22 protein-coding genes are annotated in these 21,877 nt (G+C 72.4%); 17 read left to right on the top strand and 5 right to left on the bottom strand.

Annotation, left to right across the window (positions count from 1 at the left end; translation table 11 throughout):
* Positions 1 to 162: 162 nt before the first annotated feature.
* Positions 163 to 531, top strand: coding sequence for an STAS domain-containing protein (locus ACGF0J_RS04525; RefSeq protein WP_393142050.1), 369 nt, complete (start codon positions 163 to 165; stop codon positions 529 to 531).
* 122 nt (positions 532 to 653) lie between these two features.
* Here the strand turns inward: ACGF0J_RS04525 and ACGF0J_RS04520 are convergent, their stop codons facing one another.
* A complete protein-coding gene (locus tag ACGF0J_RS04520; protein WP_393142049.1) occupies positions 654 to 857 on the bottom strand; it encodes a cold-shock protein in 204 nt (67 codons plus the stop codon).
* A gap of 578 nt (positions 858 to 1,435) precedes the next feature.
* On the opposite strand from ACGF0J_RS04520, the gene chvE reads away from it, so the two are divergent.
* From chvE to ACGF0J_RS04465, 11 genes are all read left to right on the top strand, one after another.
* The gene (chvE, locus tag ACGF0J_RS04515) at positions 1,436 to 2,563 is read left to right on the top strand and encodes a multiple monosaccharide ABC transporter substrate-binding protein (protein ID WP_393142048.1); all 1,128 of its coding nucleotides are present in this window, start codon (positions 1,436 to 1,438) and stop codon (positions 2,561 to 2,563) included.
* Between the two features lie 36 nt (positions 2,564 to 2,599).
* Positions 2,600 to 4,132 (top strand): multiple monosaccharide ABC transporter ATP-binding protein, encoded by a 1,533-nt coding sequence (gene mmsA, locus ACGF0J_RS04510; RefSeq protein ID WP_393142047.1) that lies wholly within the window; start codon positions 2,600 to 2,602, stop codon positions 4,130 to 4,132.
* Positions 4,133 to 4,137: 5 nt separating this feature from the next.
* Positions 4,138 to 5,403, top strand: a complete 1,266-nt coding sequence (gene mmsB, locus ACGF0J_RS04505) for a multiple monosaccharide ABC transporter permease (protein WP_393142046.1) — start codon at positions 4,138 to 4,140, stop codon at positions 5,401 to 5,403.
* Positions 5,404 to 5,446: 43 nt separating this feature from the next.
* Complete coding sequence (ccmA, locus tag ACGF0J_RS04500; protein WP_393142045.1) at positions 5,447 to 6,073, top strand: heme ABC exporter ATP-binding protein CcmA; 627 nt, start codon at positions 5,447 to 5,449, stop codon at positions 6,071 to 6,073.
* 74 nt (positions 6,074 to 6,147) lie between these two features.
* The gene (locus ACGF0J_RS04495) at positions 6,148 to 7,743 is read left to right on the top strand and encodes a DUF6297 family protein (protein ID WP_393142044.1); all 1,596 of its coding nucleotides are present in this window, start codon (positions 6,148 to 6,150) and stop codon (positions 7,741 to 7,743) included.
* Between the two features lie 129 nt (positions 7,744 to 7,872).
* On the top strand, positions 7,873 to 8,286 hold the full coding sequence (locus tag ACGF0J_RS04490; RefSeq protein ID WP_393142043.1) for an ArsR/SmtB family transcription factor: 414 nt from the start codon (positions 7,873 to 7,875) through the stop codon (positions 8,284 to 8,286).
* Positions 8,286 to 9,185 carry a cation diffusion facilitator family transporter gene (locus tag ACGF0J_RS04485; RefSeq protein WP_393142042.1) on the top strand — a complete coding sequence of 300 codons (900 nt, stop codon included), beginning with the start codon at positions 8,286 to 8,288 and terminating at the stop codon, positions 9,183 to 9,185. The genes ACGF0J_RS04490 and ACGF0J_RS04485 overlap by 1 nt, the downstream gene beginning before the upstream one ends.
* Positions 9,186 to 9,443: 258 nt before the next feature.
* A complete protein-coding gene (locus ACGF0J_RS04480; protein WP_393142041.1) occupies positions 9,444 to 10,361 on the top strand; it encodes a CAP domain-containing protein in 918 nt (305 codons plus the stop codon).
* Positions 10,362 to 10,558: 197 nt separating this feature from the next.
* On the top strand, positions 10,559 to 11,302 hold the full coding sequence (locus ACGF0J_RS04475) for a class I SAM-dependent DNA methyltransferase (protein ID WP_393142040.1): 744 nt from the start codon (positions 10,559 to 10,561) through the stop codon (positions 11,300 to 11,302).
* Complete coding sequence (locus ACGF0J_RS04470) at positions 11,302 to 12,420, top strand: iron-containing redox enzyme family protein (RefSeq protein WP_393142039.1); 1,119 nt, start codon at positions 11,302 to 11,304, stop codon at positions 12,418 to 12,420. Before ACGF0J_RS04475 ends, ACGF0J_RS04470 begins: the two co-directional genes overlap by 1 nt.
* Positions 12,417 to 13,601: a glycosyltransferase gene (locus tag ACGF0J_RS04465; RefSeq protein ID WP_393142038.1), complete on the top strand. Its 1,185-nt coding sequence runs from the start codon at positions 12,417 to 12,419 to the stop codon at positions 13,599 to 13,601. The genes ACGF0J_RS04470 and ACGF0J_RS04465 overlap by 4 nt, the downstream gene beginning before the upstream one ends.
* Here ACGF0J_RS04465 and ACGF0J_RS04460 read toward each other — a convergent pair.
* Positions 13,591 to 14,031, bottom strand: coding sequence for a DUF4383 domain-containing protein (locus tag ACGF0J_RS04460; RefSeq protein ID WP_393142037.1), 441 nt, complete (start codon positions 14,029 to 14,031; stop codon positions 13,591 to 13,593). The genes ACGF0J_RS04465 and ACGF0J_RS04460 overlap by 11 nt on opposite strands.
* 183 nt (positions 14,032 to 14,214) lie before the next feature.
* On the opposite strand from ACGF0J_RS04460, the gene ACGF0J_RS04455 reads away from it, so the two are divergent.
* From ACGF0J_RS04455 to ACGF0J_RS04445, 3 genes are all read left to right on the top strand, one after another.
* Complete coding sequence (locus ACGF0J_RS04455; protein WP_393142036.1) at positions 14,215 to 15,420, top strand: hypothetical protein; 1,206 nt, start codon at positions 14,215 to 14,217, stop codon at positions 15,418 to 15,420.
* 107 nt (positions 15,421 to 15,527) lie between these two features.
* A complete protein-coding gene (locus ACGF0J_RS04450; protein ID WP_393142035.1) occupies positions 15,528 to 15,959 on the top strand; it encodes a hypothetical protein in 432 nt (143 codons plus the stop codon).
* Positions 15,956 to 17,125 (top strand): zinc-dependent alcohol dehydrogenase, encoded by a 1,170-nt coding sequence (locus ACGF0J_RS04445; RefSeq protein WP_393142034.1) that lies wholly within the window; start codon positions 15,956 to 15,958, stop codon positions 17,123 to 17,125. The genes ACGF0J_RS04450 and ACGF0J_RS04445 overlap by 4 nt, the downstream gene beginning before the upstream one ends.
* A gap of 16 nt (positions 17,126 to 17,141) precedes the next feature.
* Here ACGF0J_RS04445 and ACGF0J_RS04440 read toward each other — a convergent pair whose 3' ends face one another.
* Positions 17,142 to 17,972, bottom strand: coding sequence for an SAM-dependent methyltransferase (locus tag ACGF0J_RS04440; protein WP_393142033.1), 831 nt, complete (start codon positions 17,970 to 17,972; stop codon positions 17,142 to 17,144).
* Between the two features lie 67 nt (positions 17,973 to 18,039).
* Positions 18,040 to 18,882 carry a universal stress protein gene (locus ACGF0J_RS04435; protein WP_393142032.1) on the bottom strand — a complete coding sequence of 281 codons (843 nt, stop codon included), beginning with the start codon at positions 18,880 to 18,882 and terminating at the stop codon, positions 18,040 to 18,042.
* 146 nt (positions 18,883 to 19,028) lie between these two features.
* Between ACGF0J_RS04435 and ACGF0J_RS04430 the strand changes: the two genes are divergently transcribed.
* A complete protein-coding gene (locus ACGF0J_RS04430) occupies positions 19,029 to 19,670 on the top strand; it encodes a response regulator (RefSeq protein WP_393142031.1) in 642 nt (213 codons plus the stop codon).
* A 51-nt stretch (positions 19,671 to 19,721) separates the two neighbouring features.
* On the top strand, positions 19,722 to 20,171 hold the full coding sequence (locus ACGF0J_RS04425) for a pyridoxamine 5'-phosphate oxidase family protein (RefSeq protein ID WP_393142030.1): 450 nt from the start codon (positions 19,722 to 19,724) through the stop codon (positions 20,169 to 20,171).
* On the opposite strand, the gene ACGF0J_RS04420 is transcribed toward ACGF0J_RS04425, so the two are convergent.
* Entirely contained in the window at positions 20,119 to 21,804 is a 1,686-nt protein-coding gene (locus tag ACGF0J_RS04420) for a GAF domain-containing sensor histidine kinase (RefSeq protein WP_393142029.1), read from the bottom strand. The two genes, ACGF0J_RS04425 and ACGF0J_RS04420, sit on opposite strands and share 53 nt — an antisense overlap.
* Positions 21,805 to 21,877 lie beyond the last annotated feature (73 nt).

The following is a 21,877-nucleotide window of genomic DNA, read 5'->3' as shown; positions in this document are numbered from 1 at the left end:
CGGGAGGATGACAGGGACGCCGGGGGAGATCAGGGGCGGTGGGGACGACAGGGACGGCCAAGTCGCACGTGTCGCTTACGCTATGCAATCATGTCCTGTCGGCATGTACGGGCGAGGTGCGCCGCGAGGGCGCCATGTCGCCGGCGTCGGGAGGATGTGCACGTGAACCACGCGAGGCGGACCGGCTTCTCCTCGGTCATCACCCGGCACGACGGGGCGACCGTCGTGAGCCTCGCGGGCGAGCTCGACATCGCCACGGCCGCCGAGCTGCGGCAGGCCCTGGCCGACGCGGTCACCGGTGCCGCGCCTCCGCGCGTCGTCATCCATCTGGAGGGTGTCGACTTCTGTGACTCCACGGGGCTGAGCGTGCTCATCTCGGCCATGAACGGGGCGGAGGCGGCCGGCGGGCGGGTGCTGCTCAGCGGCGTGCGGGCCCGTATGACGCGGCTGCTCACCATGACGGGGCTGACCAAGCGCTTCGAGATCCGCGAGACGGCCGACGACGCCGTCCGGGAGCTGCTCGGCGGGTAGTCGCCGCTCGCAGGGGTCCTCGGCGGGGGTTTCCTGGCTCCGCGCTGCGCGTGGGATCCCGTGGAACACCGCGAGCCGGTGACCGCCTCCTGGCGGTCACCGGCTCGCGCACGCGTTTCGGGTCAGGCGGGGACGATGTTCTCCGCCTGCGGGCCCTTCTGGCCCTGCGTGATGTCGAAGCTCACCTTCTGGCCCTCGTGCAGCTCGCGGAAGCCGCGGGCGGCGATGTTGGAGTAGTGCGCGAACACGTCCTCGCCGCCGCCGTCCTGCTCGATGAAGCCGAAGCCCTTTTCGGAGTTGAACCACTTCACGGTGCCGGTCGCCATGTCGTTCTCCCTTGATAGAGGCGCAGATCCGGGACCCGCACCTCACGGGCCCCGCGTCGCCGCCTTGGCCCATCCGGACATGACCGGTCAAAAACAAAAGTGCGCCCGAGGGTTACATCCCGTCAGGCGCACACGAGTTCATGGGTACCAAACTGCAACGCGGCCACGCTACCACAGGGCGTGGGGCGGTCACTGCGACACGCCTGACCAGGTCCGCAGGCGCGGCCGATACGGTCCGGACCGTGAACGCTCTGTTTCCGAGACGTTATCCCGAGGCGTTGACAGGCGGAATGTTAGCGATAACACTCGTGGCCCTAGGCAAGAAGTCCTCATCCGGACGACAGTCCGGGGCGGAGGTGTCAGGGCATGCCACCGAGTCGCTTACCATTCCGCAAGCCCACCTCCGGCCCGGTGACAGCACGGGTCCGAGGACGCGTCCTGCCTGATCACAGGGCGGTTCCCCCCGACGCCCGGCGACCCGGCGCCCCAGAGCGGCGCCGTCGTGGCCGTGCCGCCGCGGCGTCCGCCGCGCCGGCGGGGATCGCGTACGCACATGTCACCCCACAAGGAGACAGTTCATGAGATTCGGACGGATCGCGACGGTCCTCACAAGTCTCGCACTCACCGCCACCGTCGCGGCGTGCGGATCGAGTGAGAAGACGATCGACAAGGAGGCCGCCTCCGGCGACACGAGCGGCGCGCTGGTGGGCGTCACCATGCCGACGCGGTCCTCGGAGCGCTGGATCAGCGACGGCGAGAACCTCAAGTCCGGCCTGGAGAAGCTGGGCTACAAGGTGGACCTGCAGTACGCCGAGAACGACATCCCCACGCAGGTCAACCAGATCGAGAACCAGATCACCAAGGGCGCCAAGCTGCTGATCGTCGCCTCGATCGACGGCACCGCCCTCACCACCCAGCTCCAGCAGGCCGCCGACAACAAGATCCCGGTGATCTCCTACGACCGGCTGATCCGCAACAGCCCGAACGTCGACTACTACGCCACCTTCGACAACTTCAAGGTCGGCGTCCAGCAGGCCACCTCACTGCTGGTGGGCCTCAAGGTGCTGAACGCCGACGGCTCCGAGGGCAGCGCCAAGGGCCCGTTCGACATCGAGCTGTTCGCCGGGTCGCCCGACGACAACAACGCGACGTTCTTCTTCAACGGCGCCATGTCCGTGCTCAAGCCGCACATCGACAAGGGCGTGCTCAAGGTCAAGAGCGGCCAGACCGACTTCAAGACCGTCGCCATCCTGCGCTGGGACCCGGCCACCGCGCAGAAGCGCATGGAGGACATCCTCACCAAGACCTACTCCGGCGACTCCAAGGTGGACGGCGTCCTGTCGCCCTACGACGGCCTGTCCATCGGCATCCTGTCGGCGCTCAAGAGCAACGGCTACGGCACCTCCGAGCAGCCGTACCCCATCGTGACCGGCCAGGACGCCGAGCTGGCCTCGGTGAAGTCGATCATCTCCGACGAGCAGTACTCCACCATCTTCAAGGACACCCGCGAGCTGGCGAAGGTCACGGTCACCATGGCCGACAGCGTGCTCAAGGGCGGCAAGCCCGAGGTCAACAACACCAAGGACTACGACAACGGCAACAAGGTCGTGCCCGCCTACCTCCTCGACCCGATGATCGTCGACAGGACCAACTACCAGAAGGCCCTCGTCGACACCGGCTACTACACGGCCGCCGAGCTCGGCTGAGCCGCCGCCGGGAGGAGTACGGGAGGAAGAGTGGAGATGACCGATTCGATCCTGCACATGCGGGGGATCACCAAGACCTTCCCCGGGGTGCGCGCGCTCCAGGAGGTGAACCTCTCCGTCCGCCGGGGCGAGATCCACGCGATCTGCGGTGAGAACGGCGCGGGCAAGTCGACCCTGATGAAGGTGCTGTCGGGGGTCTACCCGCACGGCTCCTACGACGGGGAGATCGAGTTCGACGGCGAGCTGTGCCGCTTCGGCGGCATCAAGGACAGCGAGGACGCCGGGATCGTCATCATCCACCAGGAGCTGGCGCTGTGCCCGCAGCTGTCCATCGCCGAGAACATCTTCCTCGGCAACGAGCAGGCCGAGCGCGGGCTCGTCGACTGGAACCGCACCAACCACCAGGCCGCCCTGCTGCTCCAGCGGGTCGGCCTGGCGGAGAGCCCGGTCACCCAGATCTCCGACATCGGGGTCGGCAAGCAGCAGCTCGTGGAGATCGCCAAGGCGCTGTCGAAGAAGGTCAAGCTGCTCATCCTGGACGAGCCGACCGCGGCGCTGAACGACCAGGACTCCGCCCACCTGCTCGACCTGCTGCGCGGACTGCGCGGCGAGGGCATCACCTGCGTGATCATCTCGCACAAGCTGAACGAGATCATCGACATCTCCGACTCCATCACGATCCTGCGCGACGGCCGCACGATCGAGACGCTGGAGATGGCGGGCGGCGAGGTCACGGAGGACCGGATCATCTCCGGCATGGTGGGCCGCGACCTGGACAACCGCTTCCCGCCGCACGAGCCGCACATCGGCGAGGAGGTGCTGCGGATCGAGGACTGGACGGTTCACAGCCCCTCCCAGCCGGACCGGCGCGTCGTCTCCGGCGCCCACCTCACCCTGCGCAGAGGCGAGATCGTCGGGCTGGCGGGGCTCATGGGCGCCGGGCGGACGGAGCTCGCGATGAGCGTCTTCGGCCGCACGTACGGCGTCGGCATCTCCGGCCGCATCTACAAGGACGGCCGCGAGGTGGAGATCCGCACCGTCCAGGACGCCATCCGGCTCGGCATCGCCTACGCCACCGAGGACCGCAAGCGCTACGGGCTCAACCTCATCGAGGACATCAAGCGGAACATCTCGGCCGTCGGCCTGGGCACCCGGCTGAGCCGGCGCGGCTGGGTGGACGAGAACGAGGAGTACCGGGTCGCCGAAGGGTTCCGCCGCAGCATGAACATCAAGGCGCCCGGCGTGCAGAGCGTCGTGGGGAAGCTGAGCGGCGGCAACCAGCAGAAGGTCGTGCTGTCGAAGTGGATCTACGCCGACCCCGACGTCCTCATCCTCGACGAGCCGACCCGCGGCATCGACGTCGGCGCCAAGTACGAGATCTACACGATCATCAACAGGCTGGCCGACGAGGGCAAGGCGGTGCTGGTCATCTCGTCCGAGCTGCCGGAGCTGCTCGGCCTGTGCGACCGCATCTACACGCTCTCCCAGGGCCGCGTCACCGGCGAGCTGCCGCGCGGTGAGGCGACCCAGGAACGGCTGATGTACCACATGACCATGGGACAGGAGTAGCTCGGATGAGCAGCAGCACGACCCCCGCCACCGTCGAGGTGGGCCCGACCGGGACGCCCGGGGAGCAGCGCCCGCCCGGCAGGCTCAACCTCGGCCCCCTGTCCGTCAACATCAGGCAGAGCGGCATCTACATCGCCTTCGCCCTGATCGTGGTGTTGTTCTCGGTGCTGACCGACGGCGCCCTGTTGCAACCGCAGAACATCTCCAACATCATCGTCCAGAACTCCTACATCCTCATCCTCGCCATCGGCATGATCCTCGTCATCATCGCCGGGCACATCGACCTGTCCGTGGGCTCGGTGGTCGCCGTCACAGGCGCGGTGGCGGCCGTGCTGATGGTGAACTACGGCGTGCCCTGGCCCGTCGCGCTGCTGCTCACGATGGTGGTGGGCGGCCTGATCGGGGCCTGGCAGGGATTCTGGATCGCCTACTTCGGCATCCCGTCGTTCATCGTGACGCTGGCGGGCATGCTGCTGTTCCGGGCGCTGACGCTGACCGTGCTCGGCAACCAGGGCATCGGTCCGTTCCCCGACGCGGTGCGGACCCTGTCCAACGGCTTCACCGACGGCTACCTCGGCAACGTCGGCCTCGGCCCGCTGGGCGGCGCCGACCTGTTCAGCCTGCTCGTCGGGCTCATCGCCATCGCCGGCATGGCGGCGGCGCAGTGGCGCACCAGGGCCGCGCGGGCCGGATACGGCCAGTCGGTGGAGCCGCTGCCGATGTTCGCGCTCAAGCTGGTCGCCTCGGCCGTCCTGATCATGGCCGTGGTGGTGCAGCTCGCCCGGTTCCGCAACCTACCGTGGGTGCTGGTGCTGCTGGCCGTGCTGGTGCTCGGCTACTCGCTGCTGGCCAACCGGTCGGTGTTCGGCCGCCGGATCTACGCGGTCGGCGGCAACCTGCAGGCGGCGGTCCTGTCGGGCGTCAAGGTCAAGTCCGTGGTGTTCTGGATCTTCGTCAACATGGGCGTGCTCGCCTCGCTGGCCGGCATCATCTTCGCCGGCCGGCTCAACCAGGCGGGGCCCACGGCGGGCAACTCGTTCGAGCTGGACGCGATCGCGGCGGCGTTCATCGGCGGCGCGGCCGTACAGGGCGGCGTCGGCAAGGTGGTCGGCGCGATCACCGGTGGCCTCATCATGGGCGTGATCAACAACGGCATGTCGCTGATCGGCTCGCCGAGTGAGCGGGTCATGCTGGTGAAGGGCGCCGTGCTGCTGGCGGCGGTCGCCTTCGACGTGTGGACCAAGCGGCGGGCGGGCGCGGCCGGCCGCTGACCTCCTGTCCGCCGGCCAGGGCCCGCCGGGCTACGCTGAAGGCGTGTCAGCAGCGATCATCGTCGTCCGTGAAGCGAGCGTGGAGCTCGGCGGCAATCCTGTCCTCGCGGGAGTGTCGCTGACCGTGTCGCGGGGCGAGGTCGTCGCCCTCGTGGGGCCCAACGGCTCGGGCAAGTCCACTCTGCTGCGCTGCCTGGCCGGGCTGCAGCCCGTCACCGGCGGCCACGTCACGGTGCTGGGCGCCGAGCCGGTCGACGAGGCGTCGTTCTGGCGGCAGGTGGCGCTGCTGGGCGACGAGCCCGCCTGGTATCCGGGCCTGACCGGGCGCGAACATCTGGAGCTCGTCACGGCGGTGCACGGCGCTCCCCGGATGACGGCCGACGAGGCGTTGGAGCTGTTCGGCCTGGCCGAACGCGCCGACGCCCCTCCGCTGAACCTGTCCACGGGGCAGCGCCAGCGCCTCCACCTCGCCGCCGCGCTGATCCGGCCGAGCCGCGTGCTGCTGCTCGACGAGCCCGAACGCGGGCTTGACTCCGCTTTCCGCACGCGGCTCGGCGTCCTCGTCGAGGAGTACGCGGCGGAGGGCGGGACGGTGGTCATGGCCACGCACGACCCCGAGCTGGCCGGCCGCGGTCGCCGGATCTCCCCCGCGGGTCGGCTCGTCCCCTGACCGACGTCCCCCGGTGACTCCCGGCTGACCGCAGTCCCCGGTCCCGACCTCCGAGCCCTTACCTGAGGATCCGCGTGAACGTGCCAGGCCGCGCCCCCGCCACACCGTCGTCCGTACGGGCCTTCGTCCGGTCGCGGCGCGCTCGCCCGGCCGGACTGCTCGACCGGTACATGACCGTGTTCGGCGTCCTGATGGCCGCCGCCGTCCTGGGCAATCCTCTCTCCGCCGCCCTGGCGGGGCTGGCCGGGCGGATGGAGCCCGCGCGGGCGGCGGCCGGGCTGGCGCTCGTCGCGGTCGCCTGGGCGGCGTTCGTCGCCCTGGCCAGGGTCGCCGGACCGGTCGCGCTGCCGGCCGCGGACGCCGCCTGGCTGGTGCTCTCGCCACTGGACCGGCGCGGCGTGCTGGCCCGGACGGCGCGCGTGCTGCTCGCGACCGCGGTCGTCGTGGGGGCGGTGCTCGGGCTGGCCGCGCTGGCCGCGCTCGGCGCGCCCGACGCGCTGGTCTGGCGGCTGGTGGCCGCCGTGGTGCTCGGCGTCTCGGCGACGGCCGGCACGATGGCGCTCGCGGTGCTCGGGCAGGCGACGCCGACGTGGAACGGCTGGCTGACCGCCGTGACGACCGCGCTGTTGCTGGTGGCGGTGCTGCTCGGCGTCGCCGCCATGGGCGGCCGGGCGTGGTCGGCCTTCGGGCCTGTCACCGTGGTGCTGACGTGGCCGGCCGCGCTGGCGGACGCCTCGCCGGCGTGGGTGGCGGCCGTGGCCGGCGGTGCCGCGTCGGCGGCGGCCCTCCTGGTACGGCGGGCCTGGTCGGCGCTCGGCCACATGCCGGCCCGTGCCGTGCTCGCCGCCTCGACCAGGGTGGGGCACGTGGCGACGGCGACGACGACGCTGGACCCGTCGGCACTGACCTGGGCGGCCGAGGACAACCACTGGCGGACCAGGCGGCTGCGGTCCCGGCCGTGGCCGTCGTTCCCGGCCCCGTTCGCGCTGGCCTGGCACGACTGGCGACGGGCGGCCCGCCGTCCCGGCCGCCTGGTCGCGCTGCCGGCCACGGCGGTCCTGCCCACCGTGCTCGCGCAGGCGCTGGGCGGTACGGCGGGAGGCGCCGCGCCGGGCCTGCCGCCGATCGTGGTGGCGAGCGTGCTGGCGGGGGCGGTGGCCGTCGCGGTGGTCCACACGGCCGGTTCGCGCCGCGACGGCGACAATCCCGCCCTGTCCCGCCTCGCCGGGGTGGGCCGGCGCCCGGCGCTGGCGGCGCGGGCCCTGCTGCCCGCCCTGCTCGGCGGCGCGTGGGCGGCCGCGGCGCTGGCCGGTCTGATGCTCGTCGGGGCGCTGCCCGCGGGGCCGACGGCGGGCCTGGGCGGGGCGTGGTGGCTGTTCGGTCCGGCGATGGCGCCCGCCGTGGCGGCCGGAGCGCTGCGGATGGCGCGTCGCGGCCCGGTCGACCACTCCATGCCGGTCATCGACACCCCGGGCGGCGCCATCCCCACAGGCCCCCTCTTCTGGGCGCTGACCGGCGTGGACCTGGCCGTCCTCGGCTGCCTGCCGGCCCTGGCCGCGCTGGCGGCCGGCCCGGACGGGATCGGCGGCCTGCTGGCGGCGCAGGTCGTCACGGGTCTCGCGGTCCTCGCAGGCTACGTCCTGCGCGCCGGATCATCGCGCCGCCCGTAGCCACACCTCCGTAGCCGTACCCCCCATACGCGCACCGGCCGTAGGCGCGCCGCCGCGTGCGGCGGCCGGCTCGGGGTGGTCGGGTGGCCCCGTTGACAGGGTGGCTGGGGGAGGCCCTATCTTGTTCGTATGAACGGGTCTTCAGATAATCATCTGGTCATCGACGGGTGCGCCGTCCGGGTGGTGGACGCCCCGCGGGTGGCCGCGGTGCGGGAGCGGATGCCGGCAGCGGAGGACCTGCGGGGCACCGCCGAGGTGTTCGGGCTGCTGTCCGACCCGGGCCGGCTGCGGCTGCTGGTCGCGCTGCTCGACGGGGAGCTGTGCGTGTGCGACCTGGCCGCGGTGAGCGGGCAGAGCGAGTCGGCCGTCTCCCACGCGCTGCGGCTGCTGCGGGCGCACCGGGTGGTGTCGGTACGCCGGGCCGGGCGGATGGCGTACTACCGCCTGGAGGACGCCCACGTGCGCATGCTGCTGGACCTGGCGGTCGCCCACACCGAGCACACGCACGCCCTGCGCCCGGAACGCGACGAGGACACCCACTGATGGGCGCCGGGCACGGGCACGGGCACGCGGGCGGCCGGCACCGGTGGCGGCTGGCGGTGGCGTTCGCGCTGGTCGGCTGCTACTTCGTGGTGGAGCTGGTGTACGGCCTGCTGTCGGGGTCGCTGGCGCTGCTGTCGGACGCCGGGCACATGGCCGCCGACGTGGTGACGCTGGGCGCCGCGCTGGTGGCCACCCGGATCGCGACGCGTCCCGACACGACGGGCCGGCGAACGTACGGCTCCTACCGGGCCGAGGTGTTCGCCTCGCTGCTGGCCGTGGTGATGATGCTGGGCGTCGCGGTGTACGTGGTGGCCGAGGCGATCGGCCGGATCGGCGAGCGGGCGAGCGTCGCCTCCGGCCCCATGCTCGTCGTGGGCGCCATCGGCCTGGCCGTCAACGTCGTGGCGCTGCTGATGCTGCGCGCGGGCGCGGAGGAGAGCCTGAACGTCAAGGGCGCCTACATGGAGGTGGTGGCCGACACGGCCGGCTCGGTCGGCGTCATCGTCGCGGGCTGGCTGGTCGCCGCCACCGGCGACCCTCTCTGGGACACGCTGATCGCCCTGGCCATCGGGGCGTTCGTCGCCCTGCGGGCGCTGGCGCTCGGCCGCCAGGTGTTCGCGGTGCTGGGCCAGCACGTGCCGGACGGGATGGACGCCACGGCCGTGGCCGCCGACCTGACGGCCATCGAGGGTGTCCGCGACGTGCACGACCTGCACCTGTGGACGCTCACCTCCGGCATGCACGTGGCCACCGCCCACCTGGTGACGGCCGAGCGCGCCGACAACCACGCCGTGCTCGACCGGGCCCGTGACGTGCTGCGCAACCACCACGGCGTCGCCCACGCCACCCTTCAGGTGGAGCCGGCCGACCACCGGGGCTGCGACGAGCTCGACTGGTGACCCCGCCTCGCTCCGGCGCCGCGGTCGGCCCGCGCTGACCGTGGGTGCGCGGCCCGTCGCCGGGTGCGATCGCCACGACGCGGGAGGGTCGCGACGGGCCGAAGATTTTTCGCACCGTGAATGGCCAGGTCACGGGGAGATTACGGCGCCACGTTGACCTCTCCGGTCACACTAATATCCGATTTTCCCTGACACGGGGGTTTAGTCCCGGCCAGAATGCGGGCCGTCCAGCGTCTACATCTCTGGAGGGACCCCCATATGCGTAGACCCCTTGGGGTACTCGCGTGCCTCGTGAGCGTGGCGGCCGTGTCCGCGCCCGTCGCCACCGCCCACGCGGCGGCGGCTCCGCAGGCGGAGTGCCGCCTGACGGTCGCCGCCCCCAGCGTCGCCGCCACCGGCCGGCTGCAGGTCTCCGTCGACCGCCTCGACTGCGGCAACCGCGCCCTGGTCCGGGTCCGCCTCATGCGGGCCGTGCCCGGACCCGACCGGGTGGTCAGGAGCGGCGCCAAGCGTGTCCGCGACGGCCGGATGACCATGACCGTGCCGTGCGCCCCCGGCGTCTACTACGCCACCGCCACCGACTACCGCGGACTGTCCGCCAAGTCCAAGGCGGTCCGCCTGGCCTGCTCCCCCGTGACCCCGCCGACCGCCTCCCCCACCGCGACATCCACCGCCAGTCCCACCGCGACACCCACCGCGACACCCACCGCCAGTCCCACCGCGACGGCGCGCCCCAAGCCGAGTGCCACGCCGACCTCCTCCAGCACGCCGCCCGCCGGCGGCGTCGGCACCGCCGAGGAGAACGAGGTCGTCCGGCTCACCAACGCCGAGCGGGTCAAGGGCGGCTGCCAGCCGCTCAAGCACGACGCCCACCTCCGCAAGGCCGCCTTCGGCCACTCCTCGGACATGGCGACCCAGAACTACTTCAACCACACGTCCAAGGACGGCCGCACGTTCATGGACCGCATCCGCGGCGCCGGGTTCGCGGGCGGCTCGGCCTTCGCCGAGAACATCGCGATGGGCCAGCAGACCCCGTCGGCCGTCGTCACCGCCTGGATGAACAGCTCCGGCCACAAGGCCAACATCATGAACTGCAAGTACACCGTCATCGGTGTCGGCGCGGCCAAGAACGCCAAGGGCCAGATCTACTGGACCCAGAACTTCGCCGCCCGCTAGACGGAGATCGCGTTCAGATCCCGCCCACGCGGCAGTGACCCGGGGACAGCCGGGCGGCTGCCGGAAGGCGACGCCCCGCGACGGGCATCCGTCGCGGGGCGTCGCCGTGCGCGGGCGTCCTCCCCCGCCCCGGCTGGGCGCGTTTGCCCAGCTCAGCGCCGGGCAGCAGGACCTGCACCCAGCAGAGGACGGGAAGCATGGCACCTGCGTTCGACGCCTCCGCCTACGGGCGGGGCATCGCCGACATCTATGACGCGACGGTCCGCGACCTGCCCACCGAGGCGGCCGTGGACCGGCTGCACGCGCTGGCGGGCGACGGGCCGGTGCTGGAGTTCGGCATCGGCACCGGCCGGCTCGCGCTGCCGCTGCTGGAGCGGGGCCTGGCCGTGGCCGGCATCGACGGCTCGCCGGAGATGGTGGAGGTGCTGCGCGCCAAGCCGGGCGGCGATCGCGTCCCCGTGGCCGTCGGCGACTTCGCCACCACCCGGGTGGGCGGCCGGTTCACCCTGGTGGCCCTCACCACGAACACGATCTTCGCGTTGCCCTCCCAGGACGCCCAGGTGGCCTGCTTCCGCAACGCCGCCGACCACCTGGAGCCGGGGGGCAGGTTCGTCGTGGAGGCGTGGGTGCCCGACCTGGCGTCCTTCGCGAACGGCCAGGCGCTGCGGCTGCTGGCGATGTCGGAGGACGCGGTCACGGCGGAGGCGGCCCGGGTGTCGCCGGCGCGGCAGATGATGTACACGACGCGGGTCCGGATGACCGCCGACGGGGTGCGGCTGCTCCCCGCCGACCACCGCTACGCCTGGCCGGCCGAACTGGACCTGATGGCCCGCCTGGCGGGCATGACCCTGGAGCACCGCTGGGCCGGTTGGACGGGCGCGCCGTTCGACGACGACAGCCGCGCGCACGTGTCGGTGTACCAGTTGCCGGAGGAGGTCTGATGCGGCTGCCCCGTTCGCGCGGTCCCATCACCGCCGCCCTCTTCGACCGCCTCGCCGCCCCGCCTGCCGGAGCCGCGCTCGACCGCCCGCCCACCTCTCCACCGCCCCACTCACCACCTCCCACGGCGACGCCGTCCGTCTCCGTACCGCCCGTCCCCGTACCGATCGCCGGTCCACCGCCCGCCGGTGGGCCGTCCGCCCGTTCCGCGCTGACCGACGGTGACCTGCAGCTCGCCCTGTTCGTCTGTTACGAGCTGCACTACCAGGGGTTCGACGACGTGGACGACCGCTGGGAGTGGGAGCCGTCGCTGCTGGCCACCCGCGCCGCCCTGGAACGGCGGCTGGAGGACGCCCTGGCCGCCGCGGTCCCGAGGCCCCGCGCCGTGCCGCCCCACCAGGTGCGCGCCGCGCTGGTCGAGCTGACCGAGGACGACGGGCCGTCACTGTCGGCCTACCTGCGGCGCGAGGCCGATCTGAGCGTCTTCCGCGAGTTCGTCGTGCACCGGTCGATCTACCACCTGAAGGAGGCCGACCCGCACACCTGGGCGATCCCCCGGCTGCGCGGCGGCCCGAAGGCGGCGCTCGTCGAGATCCAGACCGACGAGTACGGCGGCGGCCGGGCCGAGCGCATGCACGCCGAGCTGTTCGCGACCACGATGACCAGCCTGGGTCTGGACCCCTCCTACGGCGCCTACCTGAACCGGGTGCCGGGCGTCACGCTGGCCGTCTCCAACGTCATGTCCCTGTTCGGGCTGCACCGGCGGTGGCGCGGGGCCCTGGCCGGGCACCTGGCGGCCCTGGAGATGACCTCGTCGTCGCCGAACCGCCGCTACGGCGACGGGCTGCGGCGGCTGGGCGGTGACCGGGCCGCGACCCGGTTCTACGACGAGCACGTGCAGGCCGATGCCGTGCACGAGCAGGTGGCGGCGCACGACCTGTGCGCGGGGCTGGCCGCCCAGGACCCGGCGCTCACGACCGACATCCTGTACGGCGCGGGGTGCGCGCTGGCGGTCGAACGTCTCTGGGCCGGGCACGTGCTGGCCCGCTGGCGACGTGGGCTCAGCTCCCTGGAGCCGGAGAGCGGGACCCGGGCGAGCATGGCGGCGAGGTCCGCGTGACGGAGCCCGCAGCTCACCCGCACGCGCAGGACCCGGACATGCTGGACCCGGACGCGCAGAACCCGCACGCGCAGGACCCGCACGCGCAGGACCCGGACGTGCAGGATCCGGACGTGCTGGACCCGGACGTGCTGGACCTGGACTATGTGCTGCCGCTGCGGTGGGACGACGACGGTGACGGCGGCGGCGACCTGGAGGAGCTGACCGCCTACCTGGGCCGGCTGGCCCGCCAGGTCTCGCGGGTGGTCGTGGTGGACGGCAGCCCCGCCGAGGTGTTCGAGCGGCACGCCGCCCGCTGGCGCGGCCTGGTGGTGCACGTGCGCCCGGCCGCCGGGCTGGGCTTCGCCAACGGCAAGGTGAACGGCGTGACGACGGGACTGCGGCTGGCCCGCGCCGACCATGTGGTGATCGCCGACGACGACGTGCGCTACGACCGGCCGGCCCTGGCCGGGATGCGCGCCCTGCTCGACGGGGCGCACCTGGTCAGACCGCAGAACTACTTCGAGCCGCTCCCCTGGCACGCCCGCTGGGACACCGCGCGCACGCTGCTCAACCGCAGCCTCGGCAGCGACTACCCCGGCACGTTCGGCGTGCGGCGCACGTTCTTCCTGCGGATGGGCGGCTACGACGGCGACGTGCTGTTCGAGAATCTGGAGCTCATCCGCACGGTCCGCGCCCACGGCGGGACCGAGCGCCGGCCGGCCGGCCTGTACGTGCGGCGGCTGCCGCCCGAGGCGGGCCGGTTCTGGTCCCAGCGGGTCCGGCAGGCCTACGACGACCTGGCGCAGCCGGCCCGGATGGCGTTGTTCCTCGCGGTGCTGCCCGCCTCGGCGACGGCGCTGCTGCGGCGCAGGTTCGGCCTGCTGGCGGCGGGCGCCGGGGTGAGCGTCGCGCTGGCCGAGGCCGGGCGGCGCAAGGCGGGGGGCCGCCGCGTGTTCCCGCGGACGGCCTGCCTGTTCGCCCCGGTGTGGGTGCTGGAGCGGGCCGTGTGCAGCTGGCTCGCACTGGCGGCCGCGCTGCGCGGCGGTGTCCCGTACGCGGGCCGCCGGCTCCGCCGCGCCGCGCACTCGACCCGGTGGCTACGCGCCCGCGCCGTCCGGCGGGCGCGTAGGCCGGAGGCCCGGCCGTGGGAGGAGCTCTCCGGCGGCCGGGCCGTACGGCGTCACCGCGTCACTTGGTGAGCGTCCGGCGGCGGGACAGCAGGAAGCCGAGGGCGACCATGCCGACGCCGAGCAGGAAGTGCAGCCAGTCGTCGGCCACGTTGACCGGCACGAAGTTGGCGGCGCTGTCCTTGTCGATGAGCAGGCCGTAGAGCCACAGCAGCAGGTAGATGACACCGCCGCCGATGAGGTAGGCCCGGGCGCCGCTCCACGTGCGCGCCATGACGATGCCCGCCACGCCGAACAGCAGGTGGACGATGTTGTGCAGGATCGACACCTGGAACACGCCGAGCAGCATCGCGCCGGAGTTGTGGCCGGCGAAGCTCATGTCGCCGTAGTCGGTGGTGATGCCCGGGACGAAGCCGAGCACGCCGACCAGCAGGAACACCGCTCCGACGACGAGGGCCGCCAGCTGGACAGGTGAGCGAGCCGAGGTTCGCGGGGTGTTCATGGAGCCTCCTTGAGGGGCGTTCGAGACCGTCCTGCTACCCCTGCCGCACCACCTCACGCCACGACCTTGACAACATTTGAACATGCAGGTCAGCAGGCTTCTTTCCGGCTCGCGGTTGCTGGGTGGGCGCTCGGGTAGGCCGGGTCGTACCCATGCGTCGAGAGCTTGAGGGAGCACGAGCACATGACCTTCAACCCGTTGCGCGAGCGTGGCATCCCGCTCGACAGGCAACTGCGGAACTGGCGTGAGCTCAACGTCACGCCGATCGACCCCGACCACGCGGACCCGTACACGCGCTGCCGCATCATCGCGATGAACGGCATCGAGGTCGAGGCGATCCTGTTCAGCCACCAGCTCGCCCGCCACTGCCCCGACCTGGAGATCAAGCAGCAGCTCGCCAGTGTCCGCTACATCGAGGCCCAGCAGCAGAAGGCCGTCAACTGGCTGCTGCCCGGCCTGGCGTCGGTGCTGGAGACGACGATCGCCTACGAGCAGGTCGCCGTCGACCTGACCGCCTGGGTCGCCAGGATGGAGCCGGACCCGTACCTGAAGCAGGCCTACCAGTTCGGCGTGCTGGAGGACTTCGACCACCTCTACCGGTACGCCAACCTGTACGAAATGATCGAGCACCGCAAGGCGGAGAAGATCGTCGACGACCTGACCGAGGTCATGCCCGGCCGGCCGACGTACCTGCACCACCGTCACCCGGTCGACAACGTGCGCGAGCCGTACGACCGGAGCAGCACCGAGCCGATCTCCAAGCTGCACGCGCTGACCATCATGGCCGCCGAGCAGCAGACCATGAACTTCTACATGAACGTCGGTCCCACCTCCATGGAGCCCATCGCCCGCCAGCTCTACCAGGAGATCGGGCTGATCGAGGAGGAGCACGTCACCCACTACGAGTCGCTGGTCGACCCGGGCGAGAGCTGGTGGGAGATGCTGCTCAACCACGAGTACAACGAGTGCTACCTGTACCACTCCTTCATGGAGACGGAGTCCGACCCGAAGGTGAAGGCCATCTGGGAGCTGCACCTCAACATGGAGCTGGAGCACCTGCGGCTGGCGGCCGAGCTGTTCAAGCGGCACGACGGCCGCGACCCGGAGCAGGTGCTCGCGCCCGAGCTGCCGGCCCCGGTCACCTTCGAGCCGAACAAGGGCTACCTGCGCGAGCTGATCTCCACCCAGATCGACTACACCACGCTGGGCACCGGCTACGTCCAGGAGGCCCACGAGCGGTTCGAGAGGATGCAGGAGGCGCTCATGGGCGGCGAGAAGGCGCCCTCCGAGCAGGTCATCACCGACAACGTGCACAAGTCCGGCGAGGAGTACCGGCTGGAGACGGAGGGCCCTCATCCGATGGCCAGCCTCCGCGTCGACCGCCCCTGAGCCCGGCGGTCACCCCGACCCGGGCCGGCCCTCGACCCCGGCGGTCACCCGATCCGGGCTGCCGTCGTGTTCGGTTTGCCCCGGACGGTGCCGGGCAGCCGCGTGGCATGAGAGCCAAGGAGCACACCACAGCCAGGGGGCCGCTGCTGCTCACGGCGACGGCGGCCATGGTGGCGGGCGCCGTCGTGGCGCGGGTGGCCGCCCGGCGGCGCGCCCTGCGGCCGGGCCCGTCGGAGTGGTTCGCCGTCACCGTCGCCTGCGAGCCCGAGCGGCTGGCGGGGGCCGGACGGCCGGACGAGCTGGCCCGGATCGCCGAATGCCACGAGGTCCGGCTGGTCCCCGCGCCGGGAGGCCGGGGCACCGAGATCGCGGTGCGGGGCGCCGACGGCCGGGCCCGGGAGCGGGTGCGCGCGCTCAAGCAACTGCTGGAGACCGGCGAGGTGCTGCGCGTCGAGGGCCAGCCCGAAGGCCACCGGACGCCGCTGGGGCGGACGGCCATCCCGCTGATGCGGCAGCTCACCAGAAGGGGCATGGGATGAAGGCGCTGTGCTGGACCGGCGTCGGCAAGGTGTCGGTCGAGGACGTCCCGGAGCCGCGGCCGCTCAACCGGCAGGACGCGGTCGTCAAGGTGACCGCCAGCTCGGTGTGCGGGTCGGACCTGCACCTGCTGGACGGGTACATGCCCACGATGATGGCCGGCGACGTGATCGGCCACGAGTTCGTCGGCGAGGTGGTCGAGGTCGGGCCGGACGTGCGGGAGCGCCGGGTCGGCGAACGCGTCGCAGTCTGCTCGATCATCGGCTGCGGCCGGTGCCGCTACTGCCGCGACCAGCTCTGGTCGCTGTGCGACAACACCAACCCCGACCCGGGGTTCCTGGAGACGATGAACGGCCACGCGACGGCGGGCATCTTCGGGTACTCGCACGCGCTGGGCGGGTTCGCCGGCAGCCACGCCGAGTACGTGCGGGTGCCGTACGCCGACGTCAACGCGTTCCCGGTGCCGGAAGGGGTGCCCGACTCCAGCGCGGTGTTCGCCTCCGACGCGGTGCCCACCGGCTGGATGGGCGCCGACCTGGCCGAGGTACGGCCCGGCGACGTGGTCGCGGTGTGGGGCTGCGGCGGCGTCGGCCAGATGGCGGCGCTGGCCGCCCGGACCATGGGCGCGGAGCGGGTGATCGCCATCGACCGGTTCCCGGAGCGGCTGGCCATGACCGCCCGCGAGATCGGTGTGGAGACGCTCGACTACCGCAAGGTGGACGTGCTCGACGCGCTCAAGGAGATGACGGGCGGGCGGGGCCCCGACGCGTGCATCGAGGCCGTCGGCATGGAGAGCCACGGCACGGGCGCCCAGTACGCCTACGACCGGGTCAAGCAGGCCATGCGGCTGCAGACCGACCGGGGCCTGTCGCTGCGGCAGGCCGTGCACGCCTGCCGCAAGGGCGGCACGGTGTCGGTGCTCGGCGTCTTCGTGGGAGTCGTCGACAAGTTCCCGATGGGCGCGGTCATGAACAAGGGCCTGACCCTGCGCGGCGCCCAGCAGCACGGCCACCGCTACATCCCGATGATCCTGGAGCGGATGGCCGGCGGCGAGCTGGACGCCTCGCACCTGCTCACGCACCCGATGCCGCTGGAGGACGGGCCGAGGGGCTACGAGCTGTTCAAGACCAAGGAGGACGGCTGCGTCCGCGTGGTCTTCACGCCGTGACCCGCCGGTGAGGCGGTCAGCCCGCGTCGGCGGGCAGGCGGCCGACGCCGCCCTCGACCCGCAGCGCGGGCGTGCCCTCCAGCAGCGGGATCACCGGCTCGTCCGCCTCGCCGATCGTCCACTCGTGGACGGGCACGAGGCCGGGCCCGATCAGCTCGAACCCGTCGAACAGGCGCAGGACCTGCTCGTGGGTGCGGAAGGTGGGGCGCGCGGGCGAGCCGGCGGTCGCCCGGGTGAGCTGGGCGACCGCCGCGGGGCTGCTCTCGGCCATGGCGTGCGAGACGACCAGGTGGCTGCCCGGCGCCAGCCACTTGCGGAAGGCCGCCACGATGCCGCCGGGGTCCTCGTCGTCGGTCACGAAGTGCAGGCAGGCGACCATGAGCACGGCCACCGGCTGGTCGAAGTCGATCAGGCCCGTGACGTGCGGGTCACCGAGGATGACGTCGGGCTGGCGCAGGTCGGCGCGGATGCTCTCGATCCCCGGCGCGCCGGTCAGCAGCACCTGGGCGTGCATGGTGACGACGGGGTCGTAGTCGACGTAGACGACGCGGCAGGCGGGGCTCACCTCGCGGGCGACCTCGTGCACGCTGGGCGAGGTGGGGATGCCGGTGCCGAGGTCCAGGAACTGCCGGATGCCCTGCCGGGCCAGATGGCGGACGGCCCGGGTCAGGAACATGCGGTTGGCCCGGGCGACGAGCCGCGCGTCCGGCGCGACGGCGAGGAGCCGGTCGGCGACCGCGCGGTCCACCGCGAGGTTGTCCTTGCCGCCCAGGAGGTAGTCGTAGACGCGGGCGGAACTGGGGACGACGGGGTTCACGCCAGGAGGCATGCGCTCCAACTCGGACACGGGGCCGCCTCCTTCGTCAATGCCGCAGAACCGTCATCCTACCGGTTCGGTGATCACCGCACGCGCCTCACCGGTCTCTCTTGGCCACGAGCAGCGGGCACGGGGCGTGGTGCACCATGGCCTGGCTGACCGACCCGAGGACCATTCCCTTGAGGGTGCCGTAGCCGCGCGAGCCGACCACGAGCAGCTCCGCCCCGGCGGCGGCCTGCCGGAGCGCGGCGACGGGGTGGCCGTGCACGACCTCCTCGACGACCACGACGCCGGGGTGGCGTTCGCGGTGCCCGGCGAGGCGCTCCTTCAGCATGAGCACCTGGTCCCGCTCGCCGTCGCCGGCGGGCGACAGGAAGCCGCCGGCCTGCGGCAGGGACCAGGCGTGCACCGCCCGCAGGGTCAGCTTGCGCAGCTCGGCCTCGCGGAAGGCGACGTCGAGCACCCGGCCGGCGGTGGGCGAGCCGTCGACGCCGGCCACCACCTCGTCGCGCGGCGCGACGGGCACCTCGCGGACCAGCGCGACGTCGCACTCGGCGTGCGCGGCGACACCGTAGGCCACCGACCCGACGAGCAGGCCGCGCACCCCGCCAAGGCCGTGGTCGCCGACCACCACCAGCTCGGCGTCCCTGGCCGCCTCGATCAGCGCGGCGCGCGGGTCACCGGGCAGCAGGCCCGTCTCGACGGCGATCCCGGGCTGCTCGCCGCGGACCCGGTTCTCGGCGGCGGCGAGCACGGTCCGGCCGCCCTCGCGCATCCACCGGGCCACCTCCGCCAGCCGGCCGGAGGCGTCCTCCTCGCACGCCCAGGAGGGCATGGCGTGCACCAGCCGCAACGGCGTCCCGCGCAGCGCCGCCTCCCCGGCCGCCCATCCGGCGGCCTCCAGCCCGGCCCGCGAGCCGTCGACACCAACAATGATCATGCTTCCTCCTCAGTGGCCTCGATGACATCATGTCCGGCCGGGCAGCGGCCATTCACGAAGGTCCCCCGCATCGGCGACCTTCCCCACGTGATCAGAGGACCTTCGTCCCTACCCGGCCGGGCCCGCCGCCCGCTACCGTCTGAGGCATGATTCGTGTGTTCCTCGTCGATGATCATGAGGTGGTACGGCGGGGCGTGGCCGCCCTGCTGGGCTCCGAGGACGACATCGAGGTGATCGGCGAGGCCGGCACCGCCGAGTCGGCGATCGCCCGCATCCCGGCGTTGAAGCCCGACGTGGCGGTGCTGGACGTGCGACTGCCCGACGGCAACGGCGTCGACGTGTGCCGCGAGGCCCGCTCGCGGCTGCCGGGGCTGGCCTGCCTCATGCTGACCTCCTTCGCCGACGACGACGCGCTGTTCGACGCGGTGATGGCGGGCGCCTCCGGCTACGTGCTCAAGCAGATCCACGGCTCCGACCTGGTCGGCGCGGTGCGGACGGTCGCCTCCGGGCAGTCGCTGCTCGACCCCCAGACCACGGCGGCGATGCTGCAGCGGCTGCGCGACCAGGCGGCCAGGCAGGACCCGCTCGCCGCGCTGTCGGAGCAGGAGCGCCACATCCTCGACCTCATCGGCGAGGGGCTGACCAACCGGCAGATCGGCGAGCGGCTGTTCCTGGCCGAGAAGACGGTCAAGAACTACGTCTCCAACCTGCTGGCCAAGCTCAACATGCAGCGCCGCACCCAGGCCGCCGCGCTGTCGGCGCGGCTGCGGGCAGATCGGCGCGAATGATGGGACCTTCGCCCCTAAGGATCTGCTCTGACCGCCGGTGATCCTGAAGACATGCCGATCGATTCGTCCGGACTGCAGGTCCTGTCCCGCGAGGAGTGCCTGCGGCTGTTGTCGTCCACGCCGATCGGGCGGATCGTGTTCACCGATCGCGCCCTGCCCGCGGTGCAGCCGGTCACGTTCCGGCTCGACGGCGACAGCGTGGTCATCCGCACCGCCGCCGGCTCCAAGCTCGCCGCCGCCACCCGGCACGCCGTCGTGGCGTTCGAGGTGGACGAGTTCGACCCGGAGGAGCGCACCGGCTGGTCGGTGACCGCCGTCGGCCACGCGCGAGCCGTGCACGATCCCGACGAGATCGCCCGCCTGTCGGCGCTGCCGCTGACCGCGTGGGCTCCGGGCGAGCGCGACCACTACATCGTGGTGGACGTCGAGCAGGTGACCGGCCGCCAGATCAGACCGGCACACTCCACCGGAGCGCGACGCCCCCGGACTCCGGAGAGCTGATCTCGAACGAGCCGCCCAGACTGGCCGCCCGCTCCTCCATGTTGCGCAGGCCGCTGCGGCGGCCCTCCCCGGGCAGGCCGACGCCGTCGTCCTGGACGATGAGCGTCAGCATCTCGCCCCGCACCTCCACCGACACGTCGGCCTTGGCCGCCTTGGCGTGGCGCACCACGTTGGACAGCGCCTCGCGCAGCACCGCCAGCAGGTGCTCGGCGGCCTCCTCGGGCACCCGGTTGTCGAGCTGGCCCTCCATGCGCAGGCCCGGCATGAACCCGAGGTGGCCGCGCGACGACTCGACCAGCTCGACGATGCGGGTCCGCAGGCTGGGCGCGTCCTCGTCGGGCACCGACTGCAGCGCGAAGATGGTGGAGCGGATCTGCCGGATCGTCTCGTCGAGTTCGTCGATGGCGTGCTGCAGCCGGCTGGACGCCTCCGGCCGCTCGACCAGCCGGACCGTGCTCATGAGCGTCATGGCGGTGGCGAACAGCCGCTGGATGACGACGTCGTGCAGGTCCTTGGCGATGCGGTCGCGGTCCTCCAGCAGGGTCAGCCGCTCGGCGTGCCGGCGCGCCTCGGCGAGCTCCAGCGCGACCGCCGCCTGACCGGCGAACGCCTCCAGCATGCGCAGGTCGGAGGCGCTGAACGGCAGCCGCCCGGACCGCTTGGCCAGGGCGAGCACGCCGCGCACCGTCTCACCGGAGCCGATCGGCATGAGCAGTTCGGGCCCGAAGCCGAGCCCGCGCAGCGGGGACGCGGAGTCGAGCAGGTCTCCGGCGGCGACCGGCCGGCCGCTGGTGAACACCTCTCCGGCGGCGCTGGCGGTCAGCTCGAAGGTCAGGCCCGCCACGTCGTCGGACAGCTCCCCCTCGACGAACTCGACCGCGAGGCTCCCGCCGTCGGGGTCCGGCAGCAGGATCTGCACCAGGTCGGCGTCGCTCATCTGGCGGGCGCGGGCGGCCATCATGGCCAGCACCCGGCCGCGGTCGGCGCCGGACAGCAGGGTCGTGGTGACCTCGGCGGACGCCTCCAGCCAGGTCTCGCGCCGGCGCGATTCCTCGTACAGGCGGGCGTTCTCGATGGCGACGCCGGCGGCGGTGGCCAGGGCGATGACGATCGCCTCGTCCTCCTCGTCGAACTCGCCGCCGCCGCGCTTCTCGGTGAGGTAGAGGTTGCCGAACACCTCGTCGCGCACCCGTACCGGGACGCCGAGGAACGTGCCCATGGGCGGGTGGCCCGGCGGGAACCCGTAGGACTCGGGGTGGTCGGAGATGCGGCCGAGCCGCAGCGGCCGGGCGTCCTTGATCAGCAGGCCGAGCAGGCCGAGGCCGTGGGGCCAGTGCTCGATCTTGGCGATCTCCTCCTCGGTCAGCCCCACCGGGATGAACTGCAGGAGGGTGTGCTCCTGGCCGACGACGCCGAGCGCTCCGTAGCTGGCGTCGACGAGCTTGGTGGCCGTCGCCACGATGCGGCGCAGCACGGTCTCCAGGTCGAGGTCGCTGCCGACCGAGACGACCGCCTCCATCAGCGCGTGCACCCGGTCGCGGGTGGCCAGCACGGCGTTGAGCCGGAGCTGGAGCTCCGCCAGCAGCTCGTCGAGCCGCATGCCGGGCATGAGGCGGTGGTCGCCTTGCGTCATACGATCAGTGTCGCACCACCGTGTAGCGGTATCCACCTCGGGCGGAGCGGCGCGGCGGGCGACGGCGGGCGAC

Source organism: Nonomuraea sp. NPDC047897 (assembly GCF_043204415.1).
Lineage (GTDB): Bacteria > Actinomycetota > Actinomycetes > Streptosporangiales > Streptosporangiaceae > Nonomuraea.
The sequence above is the reverse complement of the archived record's forward strand: the minus strand, read 5'-3'. Positions and strand labels throughout refer to the sequence as shown.